The organism is Leifsonia shinshuensis (assembly GCF_013410375.1).
Taxonomy (GTDB): domain Bacteria; phylum Actinomycetota; class Actinomycetes; order Actinomycetales; family Microbacteriaceae; genus Leifsonia; species Leifsonia shinshuensis.
Map to the genome: position 1 here is coordinate 806,184 of NZ_JACCFL010000001.1, position 19,388 is coordinate 825,571.

Here is a 19,388-nt window from a genome sequence, read left to right on the forward strand (position 1 = left end):
ACGGGTGGTACGGGAACGTGTCGGGAACGCGAGCGGGGAGCCGGGCTCAGCCCTTGACCGCACCGGTGAGACCGCCGACGATCCGGCGCTCGAACAGGCTGAAGAAGATCAGCGCGGGGATCATCGAGAGCGACGTGAACGCCAGCACCTTGGAGGTGTCGGTGGCGTACTGCGACGAGAACGCCTGCACGCCGAGCGGCAGGGTGAAGGTCGCCTGGTCGTTGAGGATGAACAGCGGCAGCAGGTAGCTGTTCCAGCTCGCGATGAAGGCGAGGATGCCCACCGTGATCACGCCGGGGAGCGAGAGCCGCAGCACCATCCGGAAGAAGAAGCCGATCCGGCTGCAGCCGTCGATGAAGGCGGCCTCCTGGATCTCGTCCGGGATCGCGCGGAGGAACGGCACCAGGATGATGATCGTCGTCGGCAGCGCGAACGCGATCTGCGGGATGATGACGCCCGCGAGCGAGTTCATCAGGCCGAGGTTGCGCACCACGATGTAGAGCGGCGTGATCGCGACGGTGATCGGGAACATCAGCCCGGCGGCGAACAGCGCGTAGAGGAAGCCGCTGCCCCGGAAGGTGTACCGGGCGAGCACGTAGCTGGCCATCAGCCCGAGCGCCACCGCGCCGACGGTCGTGACGAGGGCGACGACCGTGGAGTTGAGGACCTGGCCCCAGAAGACGCTTCCGGTGAGCACGTCCAGGTAGTTCGCCGGGTTCCACGGGTTCGGGAAGCCGGCCGGGTCGACGGTGATCTGCGAGTTCGTGCGGAAGCCGCCGATGATGATGTACGCGATCGGCACGATCATCAGCGCGATCACGATCAGCGCGACGAAGTAGACGGCCGGCGATCCCCAGGGGAGGCTCTTCCGCTCGGCGCGGCGCGCGGCGCGGGTGGAGACGGTGAGGGTGGTCATCACGCCGTCCTTTCTGTTGCGGCCCCGTTGCGGCGGCCCGTGCGGCCTTCGGCCTTCTTGGCGGTCGTGACCGCACCGGCGGTGTCACGGCGGAGGACGAAGCGCTGGTAGATGAGCGCGACGATCAGGGAGATGAGGAAGATCACGACGGCCACGGCGTTGCCGTAGCCGTAGTTGCCGGCGTTGCGGCCGTTCGCGACCATGTAGGTGGCCATCGTCGAGGTGCCCGCGGTGGAGGCCACGTACTGGCCCCAGATGATGTAGACGAGGTCGAACAGCTGGAGGGCGCCGATGATCGAGAGGAACGCCCAGATCCGGAGCGTCGGGCCGAGCAGCGGCAGGGTGATCCTGCGCTGGATCTGCCAGTACGACGCGCCGTCGAGCGCTGCGGCCTCGTAGAGCTCCTCCGGGATGCCCTGCAGGCCGGCGAGGAAGAGGATGACGGCGAAGCCGACGTACTTCCAGGTCAGGATGCCCATCAGGGTCCAGATGGCGATGTTCGGGTCGGACAGCCAGTCGTGGGCCATCCAGCCGAGGCCGACATTGTGCAGGAAGCCGTTGAGCGCGCCGTTGGTGGCGAGCATCAGGCTCCAGCCGGTGCCGACCACGACCTCCGAGATCACGTAGGGCACGAAGATCAGCACGCGGATGAGCGACTGGCCCCTCATGCGCCGGTTGAGGAGGAGCGCGAGGAGGATGGCGATCGGGCCCTGGATGACGATGGACATCACGACGATGAAGGCGTTGTGCCCGAGCGCCGCCAGGAAGGCCGGGTCGGTGAGGATGACGACGTAGTTCTGGAGGCCGACGAAGTCGGTGGGGGTGCCGTACCCGGCCCAGCGGAAGAAGCCGTAGTAGGCGGCCATCACGACCGGGAAGATCACGAAGGCCAGGAAGACGATGACGGCGGGGCCGGCCAGGAGGAGGATCTCGGCGCGGAGGCCCCAGCCCGCGCCGCGGCGGCGGCGCGGCTGCGACGGGAGCGACGCGGTGGCGCCGCTCCCGTCGTGCTGCGCGAGATCCGCCGTCGACACGCGCTCGGTCGAGGTTGACTCGCGGGTGTTGCTCACTATCGGGCCTCTCAGCCCTTCTTCGCGGCGTCGTTCGCGGCCTGGATCATGCCCTTGGCGTCGGTCTTGCCGGCGAGCATGTCGACCACGGCGACGTTCAGCGCGTTGCCGATGTTCTGGCCGAGGACGGTGTCGAGCCACTGCGAGACGTACGGCGCCTTGTTGTAGGCCGCGAGGACCTCCTTCAGGTAGGGCTCGGTGACCTCCTTCTGGGCGTCGGTGTTGACCGGCGGCGAGTTGAACGCCTTGTAGTAGGCGATCTGCTGCGGGGTCGTCGCGATGAAGTTGAGGAAGTCCACGCACTCCTTCGGCGCCTTCACGGAGCAGGAGTAGCCGTCGACGCCGCCCATGATCGAGCCGGGCTCGCCCTTACCGCCGGAGAGCTCCGGGAAGGGGTAGAAGCCGAGGTCGGGGAGGGGCTTCTGGTCGGGGGTGAGCGAGGCGATCACGCCCGGGTCCCACGCGCCCATGAGCTCCATGGCGGCCTTGTGGTTGGCCACCAGGCCGGCGGAGGAGCCGGCGCCCTGCTGGGCGGAGGTGGTCAGGAAGCCGTCGTTGAAGGGCTTCTGGCCGGCGAAGTTCTCCAGGTCCTGAGCGGCCTTGAGCCAGCAGCCGTCAGAGAAGCTCTTCGAGTCCGCCGTCTTCTCCATCGTGGTGCCGGAGCACTCGCGGAGCGCGAACCAGTAGAACCAGTGCGCGGCCGGCCAGGCGTCCTTGGCGCCGAGGGCGATCGGGGCGACGCCCGTGGCCTTCAGCTTCTGGACGTCGGCGCTGAGGTCGTCGATGGTCTTGGGAGCCTCGGTGATCCCTGCCGCCTTGAAGAGGTTCTGGCTGTAGAAGAGGCCGCCGGGGAGGACCGCGAGGGGCATCGCGTAGACCTTGTTCTGGTAGGTCTCCGCCTTGAACGAGCCCGAGGAGATGACCTTCTTGGTGTCGGCGGAGATCTTGTCGGTGATGTCCATGACCTGGCCGGCCTGGACCATCGCGGCCATCTTGCCGCCGCCGCGCTGCAGGAAGATGTCCGGGGCGTCACCCGAGTTGAGCGCCGTCTGCAGCTTGCCGTCGAGGTCCTCGTTCTGGATCGACTGCATCTTGATCGTGACGTTCGGGTTGGCCTTCTCGAACGCGGCGATCGCGTCCTTCCAGTACTGCTGGCCGGGGCCGGTCGTCGAGTTCTGCCAGAGCGTCATGCTGACTTTGCTGTTGCTGGAGCTGTCGGAGGAGGTGCCGCTGCACGCGGTCAGCGCGAGCGAGCCGGCGGCCAGGACAGCAGCTCCGATGAGGAGCTTCTTGGCTTTCATGTGATTCCAACCTGTTCTCTTCGTTGAGCGGCATCCGCGGATTCGCGATGCCTGTGACGGAAGTCCGTGCCGGGGGCTGCCGGCCGGGCGAAGCCTCTCGCCTGGGGCCGGACAAGGACTCGTCGGGTCCGGGAGGCTGACCGGACCACGTCAGTGTCGCAAGCCCACCTGGGAGTGTCAAACGTTTTCGAAATCCTTTTCGAAATCCTTTTCGAGGTTGCTATGCTGCTCGATCATGGGACGACGTCCAACCATCAACGACGTGGCGGAGGCCGCCGGCGTGTCCGCCGCGACGGTCTCCAAAGCGGTCAACGGCCGCTACGGCGTCGCCTCGCACACGGCCGAGCGCGTGCTCCAGGTCGTGGAGGAGCTCGGCTACGAGTCCAGTCTCGTCGCGAGCAGCATGCGGTCGCGGCAGACCGGCGTGATCGGCGTGCTCGTGGCCGACTTCGAGCCGTTCAGCGCCGAGGTGCTCAAGGGCGTCGGGGCCGCGCTGTCCGACTCGCGCTACGACCTCCTCGCCTACAGCGGCTCGCGCCAGCTCGCGCCCGAGGGCTGGGAGCGCCGCTCGCTCAGCAGGCTCAGCGGCACGCTCATCGACGGCGTCATCATGGTGACGCCGACCGTGGTGAACGTGAACGCGGACGTCCCGATCGTCGCCGTCGACCCGCACACCGGCCGCGCAGACCTCCCGACCGTGGAGTCGGACAGCTTCGGCGGCGCCCGGAGCGCTGTCGACTTCCTGATCGGCCTCGGCCACCGCCGCATCGGCTTCGTGGCCGGCCGGCCGGACCTGCGCTCCTCGGCCGCGCGCGACGCGGGCTACCGGCGTGCGCTCGCGGAGGCCGGCATCCCGTTCGACCCGTCGATCGTCGGCGTCGGCAACTACGAGCAGGAGAGCGCACGGGAGGCCGCGCGCCGGCTCCTCGCCGCGCCGGAGCGGCCCAGCGCGATCTTCGCCGCCAACGACCTGTCCGCGATCGTGGTCATCGAGGTGGCGCACGAGCTCGGGCTGGAGGTGCCGCGCGACCTGTCGGTGGTCGGGTTCGACGACATCCCCGAGGCGTCCCGGTTCTCCACACCGCTGACGACGATCCGGCAGCCGATGGGGCGGCTGGGCGCGGCCGCGGCGGAGCTGGTCGTGGCGCTGATGGCCGGCGAGGAGCCGGACCCGACGCACATCCGCCTCCCGACGCGGCTCATCCGCCGCGCGAGCACGGCGCCGCCGGCGTAGCGCCCGGTCCACGCGGTCTCCGCTTGCGCAGGAGAACGGACCGGGACACGCCGCCCGAGTCCGTTCGGACAGCCTTCGGAAGGAGATCCGCGACCGTGTCTCCTTCCGGGGCGTGGCCTCGAATCCGGCTCAGAGGGTGGTCGGGGCGCCCAGTCCGGAGGCGGCGGCGCGCATCGCGGCCTCCGCGCTCGCGACCGTGATCAGGCTGTTGCCCGCGACGATGTGGAGGCCGTAGGCGTCCTCCAGCGCGACCAGGTTCATCGCCAGCGTCTCGACGGGGAGTGTCGGCGCGAAGACGCCCGCGGCGGCGCCGCGCTCCAGGATGCCCGTGTAGGTGGCGAGCTGGCGCCGGTACATCCGCTCGACCAGCTCGTCGTGCAGCGAGGAGGTGCCGGCGAGCACGTCGAACTCGTAGAGCAGGCGCATGAGGGCGTCGTCCGGGCCGCTCGGCAGGCCCTCCCGGATGGCGGCGGCGAGCTGCAGCTGCGGCTCGGGGATGCCGGCGACCACGGCGTCCCTGTGGTCGCAGAACCGCTCGAGGCCGGCCCGGTGGGCCTCCACCAGGAGCTGGTCGAGGTCCTCGTAGTAGTAGAGGATCGCGCCGCGGGTGAGCCCCGCCTTCGCCGCGACGTCGGCCAGGGAGAGCGAGCGGAGGCCGCGCTCGCCGACGGCGCTGAGCGCCGCCTCGATGAGATCGGCGCGGCGCTCGTCCTGCTTCTTCGGCCGTGCCATGAGTCGACCCTACCGGCGCGCGGGCGCGCGGTCCGCTTGACACCTCTCGCAGGCTCGTGGCACACTCGTGGAATTCTTTGACGCAAGTGTCAAAGAATTCTCTTCACCGTCGATGGGACCGTCATGACCGCACCGCAGAACGCCGACCTCCTGCTCACCGGAGCCCGGGTCAGGACCTTCGACGACGCGCAGCCCTGGGCGGAGGCCATCGGCGTCACGGACGGCCGGATCAGCTATATCGGCCCGGCCGCCGACGCCCCCGCCGCCCGCGAGACCCGCGACCTCGGCGGCGCCCTTGTCACACCCGGGATCATCGACAGCCACAACCACCTCCTGCTCGGCTTCGATCCCGACGCGGTGAGCCTGGAGGGCGCCGAGACGCTGGAGGAGGTGCGCCGCCGCATCCGCGACCTCGCCGAGCGCCGTCCCGACCTCGACTGGATCTGCGCGGAGAACGCCGTCTACTCGATCGTGCCGGGGCGCCGGCCGAACGCCGCCGACCTCGCCGGGCTCACCGACCGGCCGGTGTTCGTCACCACCTACGACCAGCACTCGGTCTGGCTGAACGACGCCGCGCTGCGGCTGCTCGGGATCGCCGACGGCCACGACATCCCGTGGGGTCGTCCCGAGCGCGACGATGCCGGCAGGCCGACCGGCTGGGTGACCGACTTCTACACCAGCGCCATGACCACCGCGGGGCTGGCCGGCCTGCAGCGCGACATCCCGCTCTACTCGCCCGAGCGCCGCTACCGCCGCCTGCTCGGCAGTCTCGCCCTCGCCACTGCGTCCGGGATCACCACGGTCGTGGAGCCGCAGGTCCCGCTCGCCGAGCTCGGCCTCCTCGACCGGGCACGCGAGCGCGGGCTGCTCAGCTCCCGGGTGATCGCGGCGCTGTTCCACCCGATCGACGCGGACGCCGCGTTCCGGCGCGACCTGCGCGAGGCCGTCGACGGCGCGACGACCGACGAGCGGCTGCGCTTCGGCCCGGTGAAGCTCTACGCGGACGACGTCATCGAGCCGCACACCGCCTGGATGCTCGACGACTACGCGAACCGCCCCGGCCACCGCGGCCACCCCTCCGCCCCGATCGGGGAGCTGACCCGGATCGTCACCGAGCTCGACCGGCTCGGCTTCCAGACGCACACGCACGCCACGGGCGACGGTGGCATCCGCCTCGCCCTCGACGCGATCGAGGCGGCCGCCCGCGCCAACGGCACCCGCGACCGCCGGCACGGGATCGTGCACGTCGAGTGCCTGCACCCGGACGACCTCCCGCGGTTCGCCGCGCTCGGCATCACCGCCGCGATGCAGCCGCGGCACTGCTCGCCCGACCTGGTGGCCGGCACCTGGATGGAGAACGTGGGCGAGCAACGCTGGGACCGCGCCTGGCGCCTCCGCTCGCTGATGGAGTCGGGCGCGCACGTCGCGCTGTCCAGCGACTGGCAGGTCGGCGAGATGGACCCGCTCGTCGGGTTCTACTCCGCCCTCACCCGCGCGGGCCTCGACGGCCGGGACGCCTGGACGCCCGCCGAGCGGATCGGCCTGGACGACGCGATCCGCGGCTACACCCGCGAGGGGGCGTGGGCGTGGCACGCGGAGGACGACCTCGGCGTGCTGCGCGTCGGGGCGAAAGCGGATGTCGTCGCCTGGTCGGCCGACCTCTACGAGCACGAGGGCGACCCGGCCGCGCTGCTGGAGCAGCGGGCGGCGCTGACCGTCGTCGGCGGCGAGATCGTCCACGACGCGGACCGCGACGCGGCCGCGCCCGAACAGCACGACGCCCTCACCCACTGCTCGGCCGCGCACTCCACCGCGGCCCCCTGACCAGCCGCCGAGCACAGGGAAAACGTCGGGTTTCGGGCCCGATCGCGACGTTTTTCGTGTGCTCGCGGGCGTGCGCATCACAACGCTGTGAAAGGAAACCGAAATGTCCCAGCTCGACCCCGCCATCTCGCCCGCGCGCTCGGCGGAGGCGCCCAGCGACCTGCAGGCCGCCGGCCTCCGCCGCAGCCTCACCCTGCGGCACATCGTCTTCCTCGGCCTCGCCTACATGGCGCCGCTCGCGGTCTTCGACACCTTCGGGATCGTCGCCGACATCACACACGGGCACGTCCCGCTGTCGTACCTGCTGGTGCTGGTCGCCGTACTCATCACCGCGCTCAGCTACGCCAAGATGGTCCGCTTCTACCCGCGCGCCGGGTCGGCCTACACGTACACGCGGGAGGCGATCAACCCGCACCTCGGCTTCCTGGTCGGCTGGGCCGCGACGCTCGACTACCTGCTGCTGCCGATGATCAACGCGCTGCTGTCGGCCATCTACATGACGGCGGCGTTCCCCGAGGTGCCGTCGTGGGTGTGGATCCTCTCCACCATCGTCGTCTGCACCGCGCTCAACCTGATCGGCGTGCGGATCGCGGCCAAGGTCAACGTGATCCTGGTGGTCATCCAGGTGGTCGTCGCCGTGGCCTTCGTGGCGCTCACGATCAAGAACATCGTCGAGGGCGCGAACGGCGCGCACTTCTCGATGACGCCGTTCTTCTCGCCGGGGATCGACGCGGGCGCGATCGCGTCGGGCGCGGCGATCCTGGCGCTGTCGTTCCTCGGCTTCGACGCGGTGAGCACGCTCGCCGAGGAGGCCGAGCACCCGCGCAGGGACATCCCGCGCGCCATCCTGATCATCGTCGGGGTCGCCGGGCTGTTCTTCGTGAGCGTCACGTACGTCATGCAGGTGCTGTTCCCGGACGTGACGAAGGTGGGGAACATCGTGGGCGCGTCCCCGGAGATCGCCAAGTACATCGGCGGAGCCGCGTTCCAGGCGCTCTTCATCGGCGGCTACATGGTGGCGGTGCTCGGCTGCGGGATCACGCAGCAGATGAGCGCCGCGCGCCTGCTGTTCGCGATGGGCCGCGACGGCGCCCTCCCTCGACGGTTCTTCGGGCGGCTCAACAAGGCGGGCGTCCCGGCCGGCAACGTGCTGCTGATCGCGGCGCTGGCGTGCTCGGCGGTCTTCCTCGACCTCAGCCGGGCGGCGTCCCTCATCAACTTCGGCGCCTTCGTGGCGTTCGTCTTCGTCAACCTGTCGGTGATGTTCACCTACGTCCGCTTCGTGAAGGAGCGCGGCTGGCGGCAGGCCCTCGGCTTCGTCGTGCTCCCCGCGCTCGGGGTGGCGGTCAACGTCGCGCTCTGGTTCAGCCTGGAGCCGAGCGCCATGGTCGTGGGCGGCGTCTGGGTCGCGCTCGGACTCGGCTACCTGCTCTGGCGGACTCGGCTGTTCCGCGTCGCGCCGCCGGCGTTGAGCGGGCCGGTCGAGGAGCGCTGAGTCAGCCGCTCCCGTCGGTCCGCTGCGCCTGGACGCGGTCGCCCTGGGCGAGGTTCAGCAGGATCTGCTTCCCGATCCGCCACCGGGTGAATACCCGCACCGCCTGGTGGCGCAGCGTCCGGATCCGCGAGGCGACGAGATCGCGGCCCGTCACCGGCGCGAGCGGCAGCGCGACCTCGAACCGGTCGCCGAGCGCCTCGGGCCGCAGCCGCCAGGCCACGGGATGAACCTCGTTGAGCAGGTTCGCGCCGTGGACGACGATGATCCAGCACGGCGGCGCGGACACCTGCAGCACGTCCCCGTACTTCGCCGCGTCCGGGTGCGCGGTCGAGGAGAACACGGTGCGCACCGGCGTGTTCTCGGTGCGGCGCTCGATGAACGACAGGAACGCGTTCGCCGGATGCAGGTAGGAGTACAGGGCGCCGTCGCGCTCGAACTGGAAGCCGCGCTGGAAGTTGACGTAGAGGCGGTCCTGGCCGTCGAAGGTCGCCTGGACGCGGCCGAGGTAGTCGCGGGCGATCGCGTCGTCGCTGTCGAGCCGGGTCGTGATGACGTGCGGCGCGGTGGCCCGCTCGGTCACGACCCGGTCGATGCTCGACCAGAAGACGTCGGTCAGCCAGACCACCTCGAAGACGCCGTCGGCGCCGAGCTCGGCCAGCTCGGCCTCCAGCCACGGCGCCCGGCAGCCCTCGTCGAGCAGCAGCAGCCAGGTGAACTGCGCACCGACCTGGCTCGCGACGCTCGGCAGGCACACCGCCTCGAACAGGCCGATCCGGTAGCGGAGCCAGGCCTCGTCGGGCGGAGGGTCCTCGGCCCGCCAGCGCACCGCGAACCGCGTGATCACGAAGTGGTCGAAGTCCTGCGGCACGTGCGCCCCTCCGGGATCGGCGAATGGCTGGCAGGAAGCCTACGGCCGGGCGGGTGGCGCCACCCGCCCGGCCGTCACGGCCGCAGCGGACCGACGCGGGAGTTTCACCTGTCTCGTCACCCGGGCTGGACCGCGAGCCGCCGCCTCCGGGGAAGCGCCGCGATGAGCAGACCGGCGAGCGCCAGCCCGGCGCTGAGGTACAGCCCCGGACGGTACTGGGCGAGCTGCTCCGCGAGGCCGGCCGGGTCGTGCCCGCCGACCGCCGCGGGGCCGCCCGCGATCAGGGCGGTCGTGACCGCCAGCGCGAGCGCGCCGCCGACCTGGGCGCTGGTCTGCACGAGGCCCGCCGCGAGGCCCTGCTCGTCGTCGTGGACGCCTGTCGTCGCCTGCACCTGGATGGCCGGGAACCCGATGCCGAAGCCGATCCCGAGCAGCACGACGGGCGGCAGCACATCGAGCCAGTAGACCGGCGCCGTGCCGAGCCGGAGGAACAGCAGGTAGCCGGCCGAGAGCGACCCGAGGCCGACGATGATGAGCACGGTGGGTCCGAAACGGTCGATCAGCCGGTCGGCGAACGGCGCGCTCGTGACGACGACCAGCCCGGTCGGCAGCAGGGCGAGCGCCATCCCGAGCGGCGACCAGCCGAGGACGTCCTGCAGGTAGAGCGTGAGCACGAACTGGAACGAGACGTACGAGCCGAACAGCGTGATCGCGGTGAGGTTCGCCCGCAGCACCGCCGCGACCCGGAAGATCCCGAACCGGATGAGCGGGTGCCGCACCCGCAGCTCCAGGATCACGAACGCGGTCAGCAGCGCCCCCGCGACGACGAACCCGAGCACGGTCGGCAGCGAGCCCCAGCCCGCGCCGGGCGCGGACACCACCGTGTAGACCAGCAGGAGCATCCCGGCCGCCAGCAGGATCGCGCCGACGACGTCGTGGCCGGCGCCGCGCTCGCGGGCGTCCTTGGGGACGAAGAAGAAGCCGAGCACCAGCGCGAGGATGGCGAGCGGCACGGAGAAGAGGAAGGTCCAGCGCCAGCTCAGCGACGTCATCAGGCCGCTCATGATGAGGCCGAGCGAGAAGCCGCTCGCCGCGAACGTGGTGAAGATCGAGATAGCCTTGTTGCGCTCCGGGCCCTCCTCGAAGTTGGTGGTGATGAGCGAGAAGGCCGCCGGTGCGGTGAACGCGGCCGCCACGCCCTTGACGAACCGGCTCGCGATGAGGAGGCCGGCGTCCATCGAGAGCCCGCCCGCGAGGGAGGCGACGGTGAAGACGCTCAGCGCCACGAGCAGCACGGTGCGGCGGCCGAGCAGGTCGGCCAGGCGGCCGCCGAGCAGCAGCAGGCTGCCGTAGCCGAGCACGTAGCCCGACACGATCCACTGCAGCGCCCCGGCTTGGAGCCCGAGGTCCTTGCCGATCGACGGGAGGGCGACCCCCACCATCGAGACGTCGAGCCCGTCGAGGGCGATCACGATGCAGGTGGCGAAGAGCAGCAGCCAGCGGGCGCGGCTCCAGCGGGCGGCCGGAGCGGCCCCTGTGGTCGGCACAGGCCGGACGGCGGGGCGGGAGGCGGTGTCGGAGTTCAGCACGAGCGAAAGTCTATGACACGGAATAGATTGTGTCAGCAAAATATGCACATTCATGTAGTTCGCAAGAAAGCGAGCGTATCATTGCACTCGTGAACGAACCGGTCGACGTGTCGGCCCGCTGGCGAGAACTGCAGGGCCTCTACCTCAGCACGGCCGCGGAGCTCGAGCGCACCCTCCAGCAGAGCCACCACCTGGGCCTAAGCGAGTACGAGGTGCTCGACCTCGTCGCCGGCTACGCGAAAGAGTCGTGCACCATGCGCAACCTCGTCGACCTCACCCCGATGACTCAGAGCGCCCTCTCCCGCATCGTCGACCGGCTCGTGAAGGCCGGCCTGGTCGAGCGCAGCACCTGCGACTACGACAGGCGGGCCCTCTTCGTGGGCATCACCGCGGATGGCGCGCGCGTGCACGACGACGCGAAGCGGGAGTACGACGGTCTGCTCGAGAAGGCGTTCGCGGGAGCGAACCCGAGCGCCTGATACTCGTGGCGGCACGACGAGGGGCGAAGTCCCTTCGGACCCCGCCCCATTTCAACGAGTGACGTCTCAGTCTCCCGCGAGCTGCTCCTTGTAATCGGAGATCGCCTGGTTCGCGGCGGTGGTCGCGTCCGCGAGCGCCTGCTTCATCGTCTTCGAGCCGGAGAACGCGGCCTGCATCTGCGGGACCATCGCGGCGCGGATCGCGCTGAAGGCTCCGGTGAAGCAGCCGTGGCTGGCCGGGACGTCCGCCACATCCTTGACCTGGTCGATCGCGACCTGGGCGACCGGGTGGCTGGCCAGGTAGTCCTTCCGGGCCGTGGTGTTCTCCAGTGCGGTGTTGGCGGGGACATAGCCGGTCGCCTCGCTGAACTTGGCTTGCGAGGCCGGGGAGGCGAGGAAGGAGATCAGCTTCCAGCCGGCGACCTGCTGGGCGGGGGTGGCCTGATTGCTCAGCCACATGGCCGAGCCGCCGACGACGGTGCCGGCCTTCGACGACGGCGCCGACAGCGGGAACGGCAGGGCGCCATAGGGGAACGTGGTGCTGTTGGCGACGGAGGCGGCGGTGGCGGACGAGTTGAACATCATCGCGGTCTTGCCGGCGGCGAAGGCGGTGACGGCGTTGTTGTTGTCGGTGCCGACGTCGAGCCCGGCATCCGCCTTGTAGAGGTCGGCCATGGTGCTGAACGCCTTGACCTGCGACGCCTGCTGGAAGCTGACCTTGTCGGCGCTCTTGGTGCCGCGGCCGTTTTCCGGCGTGCAGTACAGGTTGCCGCTGGTGGCGGTGAGCTGCTCGAACCACCAGTCGTCGAACGCCTCCGCGATGCCGGGGACGCCGGTGGCCTGCGTGATCTTCGTCGCGGCGGCGGCGAGGCCGTCGAGCGTCTTCAGGGAGGAGGTCTCGACGCCGGCCTGCTGCAGCAGCTCGGTGTTGACGAACAGCAGCGGGGTGGACATGTTCATCGGGACGGCGACGAGTTCGTCGTTCACGCTGTAGTAGCGCTTTCCGGCGGGTGCGAGCTGGTCGAGCTTCAGGTCGCCGGGGTTGGCGGCGGCCATCGCCTCGGGGGAGACGCTGCGCTTGACGTCGTGGAGGAAGCCGGAGGAGATGTCGTTGCTGAGCGTGACGGTCGGGGTCGACTTGTCGCGCAGCGACGCCGTGTACTTGGCGAGGAGGTCGGCGTAGGAGCCCTGCGCGCTGGTGTCGACCTTGATCTTTCCGGCGTTCTCGGTGTTGAACTCGTCGATCAGCGACTGGAGGGCCTGCGCGTTGATGCCGCCGAGACCGTGCCAGAAGCTGATCTCGGTGACGCCCTTCGCGTTTGCGAGGGCGGACGGGCCGGGGGCGTCGGACGCCGACGTGGCGGGAGAGTCGGCGCCGGCGCTGCAGCCGGCCAGCGAGAGCAGGAGGAGCGCGGCGGCTCCCAGGGCGACGGATCTCTTCATTGCGGTGCGTTCACTTTCTCGTGGTGGGGGCGGTGGTGGGGTTCAGCGGAGGACGCCGCGCGACATGCCGGAGAGCAGGAACCTCTGGCTGACGATGACGAGGATGACGGTGGGCAGCAGCACGAGCGCGGTTCCGGCGAAGATCGTCGCGGGCGCGGTGGACTCGGAGGAGACGAGCTGCGAGAGGCCGACCTGCACGGTGCGGTTGACCGGGCTGTCGGTGATCAGCAGCGGCCAGAAGAAGCCGTTCCAGGCGAACAGCGCGCTCCACATGATCGCGGTGGTGACCTGGCTGCGGCAGGCGGGCAGGACGACCAGCAGCAGCGTGCGGAGGTCGCCGCAGCCGTCCAGCCGGCTGGCCTCCCAGATCTCGCGCGGCAGCGAGGCGAACGCCTGGCGGAGCAGGAAGATCGGGTAGCCGAACGCCAGGTACGGGATGATGATGCCGAACACGGTGTCCCGCAGTCCCAGGCTGCTGACGAGCTGGTAGTTCGGCACCACCAGGCTCTCCCCGGGGATGGCGAGCGTCGCGATCACGAGCGCGAAGGCGATCCCGCGTCCGCGCCACTTCGGGAAGACCAGCGCGTAGGCGGCGAGGGCGGACGTGACGAGCTGGCCGAGCGTCTGCAGCACCATCACGACGATGCTGGTCAGGTACTGCTGCCCGAGCGGGATCGCGGTGAGCGCGGCGGTGAAGTTGTCCAGGGTGAAGTCGGCGGGCGGCGGGAAGAGGCCGCTGCGGACGAACGCGCCGGTGCGGAAGAAGCCGCTCACGAACGTGAGGTAGATCGGGAACGCGATCAGCAACGCGAGCACGACCAGCGCGAGCAGGCGGGGGAGGTCGGCGGCGCGCAGGCGTCGTCGGCGCGAGCGCGGGCGGGACTGTGCAGGGCGCGATCGAGATGGCTCGGTGCGGGTGACGGTGCCGACGGCGCTCATGCGGTGACCCTCCTGTTGAGGAAGCGGAACTGGAGCCAGGTGATCATCGCGACGATCAGCACGAGGATCACGGCGACCACGGAGGCCCGGCCGTAGTCGGGCGTCCCCTGCCCGAACGCGTACATGTAGAGCTGGTAGACGAGCGTCGTGGTCCCGCCCGCTGGTCCGCCCCCGGTGAGGATGCGCACCTGGGTGAACGTCTGCAGCCCAGAGATGGTCTGGGTGACGAGCAGGAAGAACAGGCTCGGGCTGAGCAGCGGGATGAGGATCGAGCGCACGAACCGGATCCCGGACGCGCCGTCGAGCTCCGCGGCCTCGATGACCTCGGGCGGGAGAGTGCGCATCGCGGCGGCGAGGACGAGGAAGGCGAAGCCGAGCTCGTACCAGGCGGTGGTCAGCGCGATCGTGAAGATCGCCCAGCCCGGCTGCTGCAGCCACGGGACCGCGCCGATCCCCACGTGCGCGAGGATCTGGTTCACGACGCCGGCGGCCGGGGCGAACATGCCCGAGAAGATCGCCGACGCGGACGCGGCCGAGAACGCGAACGGGAGCGAGAAGATCACCCGGAACACGCCGCGTCCCGGTATCCATGTGCGCAGCAGGATGACCGCGGACAGCGCGACGCCGACGGACATCGCCATCGACAGGCACGCGATCAGGAGGGTGGTCCCGATCACCTGCCAGAACGACGGCTGCCCGAGCAGCTTCGCGTAGTTCTGCAGGCCGACGAAGCGGGTCGCGTCGCCGAACAGGTCGGTGCCGAACAGGCTCAGGCGCACGCCGGTGACGAGTGGGCCGTAGAGGAAGACGGCGATGAGCACGGCGGCGGGCAGCAGCATCCAGGGGCCGATGCCCGCCCGGACACCGCTACGGGCGCGGCGCCCGGGTGCTGTGGTCTGTGTCATTCTCACTCCTGCCCGCACTGGTGCGGGAACGTCCCCGGTCGAGGGAATTGCCAGAGCGGACGTGGTGTCCGCACTGCGACCGGGAAGGTTCCCGCCTCGGTGATGTTTGCTAATCTACAGAGCGCTCGGGAACGTTCCCGAGCGCGCTGGGTGAAGCCTGGGTGAACAAATCGATCGAGGAGCGTGGGATGCGGCCAGTGACGACCGACTCGGCATCGAGGGGGAGCAGACCGCGGATCGCCCCGGGCGACCGCCCGCTGCCGGCGATCATCGCCCATCGCGGCGCGAGCGGCTACCGGCCGGAGCACACTGCCGCGGCCTACGAGCTCGCCTTCGCCCTCGGTGCGGACGCCGTGGAGCCGGACATCGTCGCGACCAGGGACGGCGTCCTGGTCATCCGGCACGACGTCGAGATCTCGGCGACGACCGATGTCGCGTCGCGGCCGGAGTTCGCCGCGCTGCGCACGACCAAAGAAGTCGACGGGGCGGTCCTCACCGGTTGGTTCACCGAGGACTTCACGTGGGCGCAGCTCGCCACGCTGCGCTGCGTCGAGCGGTTGGCCGCACTGCGGCCGCTGAGCGCGACCTTCGACGGCCGCTATGGAGTCCTCCGCCTGAGCGAGCTGCTCGACCTCGTCACGGCGGCCTCCGCCCGGCTCGACCGCCCGCTCGGGATCGTCGCCGAGCTCAAGCACGCCACCTACTTCGACTCCCTCGGCCTGCCGTTGGACGAGCTGTTCCCGGCCGAGCTGGCCGCCGCCGGCTGGGACCGCTCGGCGCCGCTGGCCGTCGAGAGCTTCGAGCAGGACATCCTCGTCTCGCTGGCCGCAGCCGGCGTCGACGCCGACCTCGTCTACCTCGTGGAGGCGCACGGCGCTCCGGCCGACCGGGTCGCCCGGTCCGGCGCGGCGGCGCGCGCCTACGACGACGACGTCACCGACGCCGGACTCGCCGCGCTCGCCGCCTGCGGGCTCACCGGCGTCAGCGTCGACCTGTCCCGGATGCTCAGGACGACCGGGGACGGCGCCCTGGTCGCGACCGACATCGCGCGCCGGGCCGCGGCGGCCGGGCTGCAGACGTACTGCTGGACGCTGCGCCCCGAGAACGCGTTCCTGCCGCCGTCCGCGCGGCTCGGCGGCGGGCCTGGCTCACCGGGCGACTGGCGGCGCGTTTTCGAGCTGGTCCAGCGCAGCGGCGCCGCCGCGGTCTTCGCCGACCATCCCGACCTCGCGGCGAGCGTGCGGGAGACGCGGGCGCGCGAATAGGCTGGCGCCGACCCGTCCTCCTCTCCGCCCAGGGAGCCCCCGTGCCACGCGAGCGCACCAGACCACCCACGATCATCGACGTGGCGAACGCGTCGGGAGTCTCCAAATCCGCTGTCTCCCGCGCGCTCCTCGGCCAGGGCGAGGTGAGCGAGAGCGTGCGGCAGCGGGTCCTGGAGGCCGCTGACCGGCTCGGCTACGTCGCCAACGCGATGGCGCGCGGCCTGGTCTCCGAGCGCACCAGGACCCTGGGCGTCGTGCTGCACGACGTGACCGACCCGTTCGCGGGCTATCTCCACGTGGCGATGCAGACCCGCGCGACCGAGCTGGGCTACTCCGTCGTCACGGCGACCAACCCGGGCGATCTGACGCTCGATAACGCGCTCACGGCGCTGCGGACGCTGATCTCGCTCCAGGTGGACGGCCTCCTGATCTGCTCTGCGCGCTTCCCGTCCGATCGGGTGCTGCCGTTCGTCGACCGGCTCCCCGTCGTCGCGGCCGGCCGCCACGAGACCGCGCTCTCCAGCGTGTGCGTGGACGACCGCGACGGCGGCGAACGCCTCGCCGACCACCTGCTCGGACTCGGCCACCGCACGGTCGCCGTGATCCTCGTGGACGGCGCCTACTCCTACAGCCAGCACCTGCGCGGCGTGGCCATGATCGGCCGGCTCCGGGAGGGCGGCGCGACCGTGCTCGTGCGGGAGGTCGCCACCAACGCCGACGTGAGCGCCGTGCTGCCCGGCCTCGTCGGCCTGCCGGACCTCACCGCCATCATGTGCCCGAATGACCGCACGCAGGTCGCCGTGATGGAGTACTGCCGTGCGGCGGCCGTGGACGTCCCCGGCCGGCTCTCGGTGACCGGCTTCGACGGGATCGGCCCGCTCACGACCTCGCTGCTGGAGTTGACCACCTTCCGCCAGCCCATCGAGAAGATCGGCCGCGCCTCGGTGGACCTGATGATCGACGCGATCGAGCAGGGCGCGGGGGAGCCGGGGCAGCTCCTGATGCGGGGCGAGCTGGTCCCGGGTGGGACGGTCGCCGAGGCGCGCTGAGTCCTGGCGGCGCCGACGCCGAGCCGCCTAGCATGGACTCCATGCGCGCGATCGTCCACGACGAGTTCGGCGACCCGGCACGGGTCCTCAGTGTTCAGGAGCGGCCGCTCCCCGAGCCGGGAGCGGGGCAGGTGCGCGTGCGCACGGTGCTCTCGCCCATCCACAACCACGACCTGTGGACGATCCGCGGCACGTACGGCTTCAAGCCCGCCCTTCCCGCCGGCGCGGGGACGGAGGCCGTCGGCGTCGTCGACGCGCTCGGCGAGGGCGTCTCGGCGCTCGCCGTCGGGCAGCGCGTGGTCACCGGCGGCACCTTCGGCGTCTGGGCGGAGGACTTCGTCGCGCCGGCCGGGGCGCTCATCCCGGTGCCGGACGGGCTCACCGACGAGGTGGCCGCCCAGCTCGTCGCGATGCCGTTCAGTGCGCTAAGCCTGCTCGACTACCTCGACGTGAAGCCGGGGGAGATCATCCTCCAGAACGCGGCGAACGGCGCTGTCGGGCGGCTGCTCGCGCAGTTCGCGGCGACGCGCGACGAGAGGGTCATCGGACTGATGCGCCGGCAGCACGACGTCGATGTGCTGACGGCTCAGGGCATCCCCGACCTGGTCGCGACCGGTCACGACGACTGGCGCGACCGCGTCCGCGACCTCGCGGACGGAGCGCGGATCGCGGTGGCGGTCGACTCGGTCGGCGGGGACGCGAGCGGGGATCTCACGGGTCTCCTCTCCGACGGCGGCACGCTGGTGTCGTTCGGCTCGACCGGAGGCGAGCCGATGCGGGTGCCCTCCGGCGACGTGATCTTCCGGCAGATCACCGTGAAGGGCTTCTGGGGCAGCAAAGTGAGCGCGTCGATGGAGCCCGGCAAGCGCGCCGAGCTGTTCGGCGAGCTGATCCGGGCCGCCTCGACCGGCGCGATCACGCTGCCGGTGCAGGAGGTGTTCGGGTTCGACCAGGTGCGGGAGGCCGTGGAGGTCGCCACCCGTCCCGGCCGGACCGGCAAGGTCCTGCTGCGCCCGTAGCCGGCAGCGGCCGAGCGCGGCGACACGCCGTCGTCGTGTCGCCCGATTTGGGGGACAGATCAATGTCCTCCAAACGACCCACAGAACGGTCTTTCTGGCTATGCTCGGCCTGACGCACCGACGCGTCGCAGTTCCATCGCCTTTTGCCCCGACCCGAACAAAGCGGAAGGACGCTATCGTGAACCCTTCGTACGGAAACGCCGTCGACCCCGAGAAGGCCGCCGAGCGCGCGCACGTGCTCCTCGAGTCCGAGATCAACTCCCGACTCGACGCAGTCCGCCAGCTCGCCAAGCGCCTCAACGACCTGGACACCGCCATCGCCGAGTACCTGTCCGCGTGGCAGGTGGCCCAGCGCGCCGGCTGGACGGACAGCACGCTCTCCGACATCGGCCTGCGCGCACCGGAGTCCCTGCCGGCCCCGAGCGGCCGTCGCTCAGCGGACGCCTCCGACAGCGCCGCTGCGCCCGCCGCGCCGGCCATCCCCTCCTCGCCCGCGCTCGCCCCGGTCGTCGCCCTGACGCCGCCGCCCGCGCCGGCGCCGGTCGTCTCCGCGCCCGCGTTCGGCCCGGCGCCGACGCTCGGCTCGGTGTCGTCGTTCCCGCCCACGTCGAGCACCCCGACGTCGAGCACACCGGCGTCCAGCACCACGACGTCGAGCACGCCGAGCGCCCCGGCCGTCGTCACCACGCCCTCGCACTGATCCCGGGCGCCGTCCGGCGCGCGTAACCCACACTGACCCGAAGCAGTCACGTTCACCCGAAGGACACGTCTGTGAACCACCATTCCGCCTACGACCGCGCCCACGACGACGCGCAACGGCTCGCCCGCCGTCACGAGCGCGACCTGCACTGGGCCAAGGAGCGCCGCCGCCAGCACGAGCGCGAGGTCGCCGCGGCCTCCGCGTTGCTCGCCTCGACCCCCTGGGCGCTCGCCCGCCGCACCGTCGCGATCTCCCTCGTCCTGCTCGCAGCGGTCGGCGTGGGCGAGGCCGTCGCGGCGGCCGCGCACCTGCCGGCCGGCTGGCTGCTGCTCGCCGACGCGGTGGCGATCGCGTTCGCCGTGGTCGTGGTCGTCTGCGCCGCGGTCTCGCTCGCCGGGATCCGCTCCCGCCGGGCGGCGGCGCGGGCGCTGCTGCGCTCGCACGACGCACGGCTGTCGCACACCCAGTACCACATCCACGAGAGCGTGCACTCGTTCATCGACTCGCACGCCGAGGTCGTCAACACGCGCCCTGCCCGCGTCGCCTGAGCTGCGTCCGGG

The 19,388-nt window shown here is 70.9% G+C and carries 18 protein-coding genes; 9 read left to right on the forward strand and 9 right to left on the reverse strand.

Going from position 1 to position 19,388, the window contains the following annotated elements:
- Positions 1 to 46: 46 nt before the first annotated feature.
- From HNR13_RS03985 to HNR13_RS03995, 3 genes are read right to left on the reverse strand one after another with little or no spacing between them, the layout of a single operon-like run.
- Entirely contained in the window at positions 47 to 916 is an 870-nt protein-coding gene (locus HNR13_RS03985; RefSeq protein ID WP_179604553.1) for a carbohydrate ABC transporter permease, read from the reverse strand.
- Complete coding sequence (locus HNR13_RS03990) at positions 916 to 1,986, reverse strand: carbohydrate ABC transporter permease (RefSeq protein WP_179604554.1); 1,071 nt, start codon at positions 1,984 to 1,986, stop codon at positions 916 to 918. The genes HNR13_RS03985 and HNR13_RS03990 overlap by 1 nt, the downstream gene beginning before the upstream one ends.
- Positions 1,987 to 1,997: 11 nt before the next feature.
- Positions 1,998 to 3,287, reverse strand: a complete 1,290-nt coding sequence (locus tag HNR13_RS03995; RefSeq protein WP_179604555.1) for an extracellular solute-binding protein — start codon at positions 3,285 to 3,287, stop codon at positions 1,998 to 2,000.
- Positions 3,288 to 3,522: 235 nt separating this feature from the next.
- Between HNR13_RS03995 and HNR13_RS04000 the strand changes: the two genes are divergently transcribed.
- Positions 3,523 to 4,521, forward strand: a complete 999-nt coding sequence (locus HNR13_RS04000; RefSeq protein ID WP_179604556.1) for a LacI family DNA-binding transcriptional regulator — start codon at positions 3,523 to 3,525, stop codon at positions 4,519 to 4,521.
- Positions 4,522 to 4,650: 129 nt separating this feature from the next.
- On the opposite strand, the gene HNR13_RS04005 is transcribed toward HNR13_RS04000, so the two are convergent.
- Positions 4,651 to 5,253 carry a TetR/AcrR family transcriptional regulator gene (locus HNR13_RS04005; RefSeq protein WP_179604557.1) on the reverse strand — a complete coding sequence of 201 codons (603 nt, stop codon included), beginning with the start codon at positions 5,251 to 5,253 and terminating at the stop codon, positions 4,651 to 4,653.
- A gap of 123 nt (positions 5,254 to 5,376) precedes the next feature.
- Between HNR13_RS04005 and HNR13_RS04010 the strand changes: the two genes are divergently transcribed.
- Both HNR13_RS04010 and HNR13_RS04015 read left to right on the forward strand, forming a co-directional pair.
- The gene (locus HNR13_RS04010) at positions 5,377 to 7,077 is read left to right on the forward strand and encodes an amidohydrolase (protein WP_179604558.1); all 1,701 of its coding nucleotides are present in this window, start codon (positions 5,377 to 5,379) and stop codon (positions 7,075 to 7,077) included.
- Positions 7,078 to 7,180: 103 nt separating this feature from the next.
- Complete coding sequence (locus HNR13_RS04015; protein WP_179604559.1) at positions 7,181 to 8,572, forward strand: APC family permease; 1,392 nt, start codon at positions 7,181 to 7,183, stop codon at positions 8,570 to 8,572.
- Position 8,573: 1 nt separating this feature from the next.
- Here the strand turns inward: HNR13_RS04015 and HNR13_RS04020 are convergent, their stop codons facing one another.
- Positions 8,574 to 9,440 (reverse strand): glycosyltransferase, encoded by an 867-nt coding sequence (locus HNR13_RS04020; protein ID WP_179604560.1) that lies wholly within the window; start codon positions 9,438 to 9,440, stop codon positions 8,574 to 8,576.
- 116 nt (positions 9,441 to 9,556) lie between these two features.
- Positions 9,557 to 11,029 (reverse strand): MFS transporter, encoded by a 1,473-nt coding sequence (locus tag HNR13_RS04025; RefSeq protein ID WP_343063454.1) that lies wholly within the window; start codon positions 11,027 to 11,029, stop codon positions 9,557 to 9,559.
- 89 nt (positions 11,030 to 11,118) lie between these two features.
- Here HNR13_RS04025 and HNR13_RS21455 point away from each other — a divergent pair, with 89 nt between their 5' ends.
- Entirely contained in the window at positions 11,119 to 11,508 is a 390-nt protein-coding gene (locus HNR13_RS21455; RefSeq protein ID WP_179604562.1) for a MarR family transcriptional regulator, read from the forward strand.
- Between the two features lie 66 nt (positions 11,509 to 11,574).
- Here HNR13_RS21455 and HNR13_RS04035 read toward each other — a convergent pair whose 3' ends face one another.
- From HNR13_RS04035 to HNR13_RS04045, 3 genes are read right to left on the reverse strand one after another with little or no spacing between them, the layout of a single operon-like run.
- The gene (locus HNR13_RS04035; protein WP_179604563.1) at positions 11,575 to 12,951 is read right to left on the reverse strand and encodes an ABC transporter substrate-binding protein; all 1,377 of its coding nucleotides are present in this window, start codon (positions 12,949 to 12,951) and stop codon (positions 11,575 to 11,577) included.
- Positions 12,952 to 12,993: 42 nt separating this feature from the next.
- Complete coding sequence (locus HNR13_RS04040; RefSeq protein ID WP_179604564.1) at positions 12,994 to 13,890, reverse strand: carbohydrate ABC transporter permease; 897 nt, start codon at positions 13,888 to 13,890, stop codon at positions 12,994 to 12,996.
- Complete coding sequence (locus HNR13_RS04045; RefSeq protein ID WP_179604565.1) at positions 13,887 to 14,795, reverse strand: carbohydrate ABC transporter permease; 909 nt, start codon at positions 14,793 to 14,795, stop codon at positions 13,887 to 13,889. Before HNR13_RS04045 ends, HNR13_RS04040 begins: the two co-directional genes overlap by 4 nt.
- Positions 14,796 to 14,983: 188 nt before the next feature.
- On the opposite strand from HNR13_RS04045, the gene HNR13_RS04050 reads away from it, so the two are divergent.
- The 5 genes from HNR13_RS04050 (at position 14,984) to HNR13_RS04070 (ending at position 19,376) form a co-directional block, all read left to right on the forward strand.
- The gene (locus HNR13_RS04050) at positions 14,984 to 16,060 is read left to right on the forward strand and encodes a glycerophosphodiester phosphodiesterase family protein (protein WP_179604566.1); all 1,077 of its coding nucleotides are present in this window, start codon (positions 14,984 to 14,986) and stop codon (positions 16,058 to 16,060) included.
- Positions 16,061 to 16,101: 41 nt separating this feature from the next.
- Positions 16,102 to 17,109: a substrate-binding domain-containing protein gene (locus HNR13_RS04055; RefSeq protein WP_179604567.1), complete on the forward strand. Its 1,008-nt coding sequence runs from the start codon at positions 16,102 to 16,104 to the stop codon at positions 17,107 to 17,109.
- A gap of 41 nt (positions 17,110 to 17,150) precedes the next feature.
- Positions 17,151 to 18,128: a zinc-binding dehydrogenase gene (locus HNR13_RS04060; protein ID WP_179604568.1), complete on the forward strand. Its 978-nt coding sequence runs from the start codon at positions 17,151 to 17,153 to the stop codon at positions 18,126 to 18,128.
- A 178-nt stretch (positions 18,129 to 18,306) separates the two neighbouring features.
- Complete coding sequence (locus HNR13_RS04065; RefSeq protein WP_179604569.1) at positions 18,307 to 18,828, forward strand: hypothetical protein; 522 nt, start codon at positions 18,307 to 18,309, stop codon at positions 18,826 to 18,828.
- 71 nt (positions 18,829 to 18,899) lie between these two features.
- Positions 18,900 to 19,376 carry a hypothetical protein gene (locus HNR13_RS04070; RefSeq protein WP_179604570.1) on the forward strand — a complete coding sequence of 159 codons (477 nt, stop codon included), beginning with the start codon at positions 18,900 to 18,902 and terminating at the stop codon, positions 19,374 to 19,376.
- Positions 19,377 to 19,388: the final 12 nt, after the last annotated feature.

What these genes read in the sequence shown, in the direction of transcription:
- HNR13_RS04035 (WP_179604563.1), bottom strand. Translation starts at nt 12,951, where the DNA reads ATGAAGAGATCCGTCGCCCTGGGAGCCGCCGCGCTCCTCCTGCTCTCG.
- HNR13_RS04010 (WP_179604558.1), top strand. Translation starts at nt 5,377, where the DNA reads ATGACCGCACCGCAGAACGCCGACCTCCTGCTCACCGGAGCCCGGGTC.
- HNR13_RS03985 (WP_179604553.1), bottom strand. Translation starts at nt 916, where the DNA reads ATGACCACCCTCACCGTCTCCACCCGCGCCGCGCGCCGCGCCGAGCGG.
- HNR13_RS04040 (WP_179604564.1), bottom strand. Translation starts at nt 13,890, where the DNA reads ATGAGCGCCGTCGGCACCGTCACCCGCACCGAGCCATCTCGATCGCGC.
- HNR13_RS04050 (WP_179604566.1), top strand. Translation starts at nt 14,984, where the DNA reads ATGCGGCCAGTGACGACCGACTCGGCATCGAGGGGGAGCAGACCGCGG.
- HNR13_RS04060 (WP_179604568.1), top strand. Translation starts at nt 17,151, where the DNA reads ATGCGCGCGATCGTCCACGACGAGTTCGGCGACCCGGCACGGGTCCTC.
- HNR13_RS04005 (WP_179604557.1), bottom strand. Translation starts at nt 5,253, where the DNA reads ATGGCACGGCCGAAGAAGCAGGACGAGCGCCGCGCCGATCTCATCGAG.
- HNR13_RS04045 (WP_179604565.1), bottom strand. Translation starts at nt 14,795, where the DNA reads ATGACACAGACCACAGCACCCGGGCGCCGCGCCCGTAGCGGTGTCCGG.
- HNR13_RS03995 (WP_179604555.1), bottom strand. Translation starts at nt 3,287, where the DNA reads ATGAAAGCCAAGAAGCTCCTCATCGGAGCTGCTGTCCTGGCCGCCGGC.
- HNR13_RS04000 (WP_179604556.1), top strand. Translation starts at nt 3,523, where the DNA reads ATGGGACGACGTCCAACCATCAACGACGTGGCGGAGGCCGCCGGCGTG.
- HNR13_RS04015 (WP_179604559.1), top strand. Translation starts at nt 7,181, where the DNA reads ATGTCCCAGCTCGACCCCGCCATCTCGCCCGCGCGCTCGGCGGAGGCG.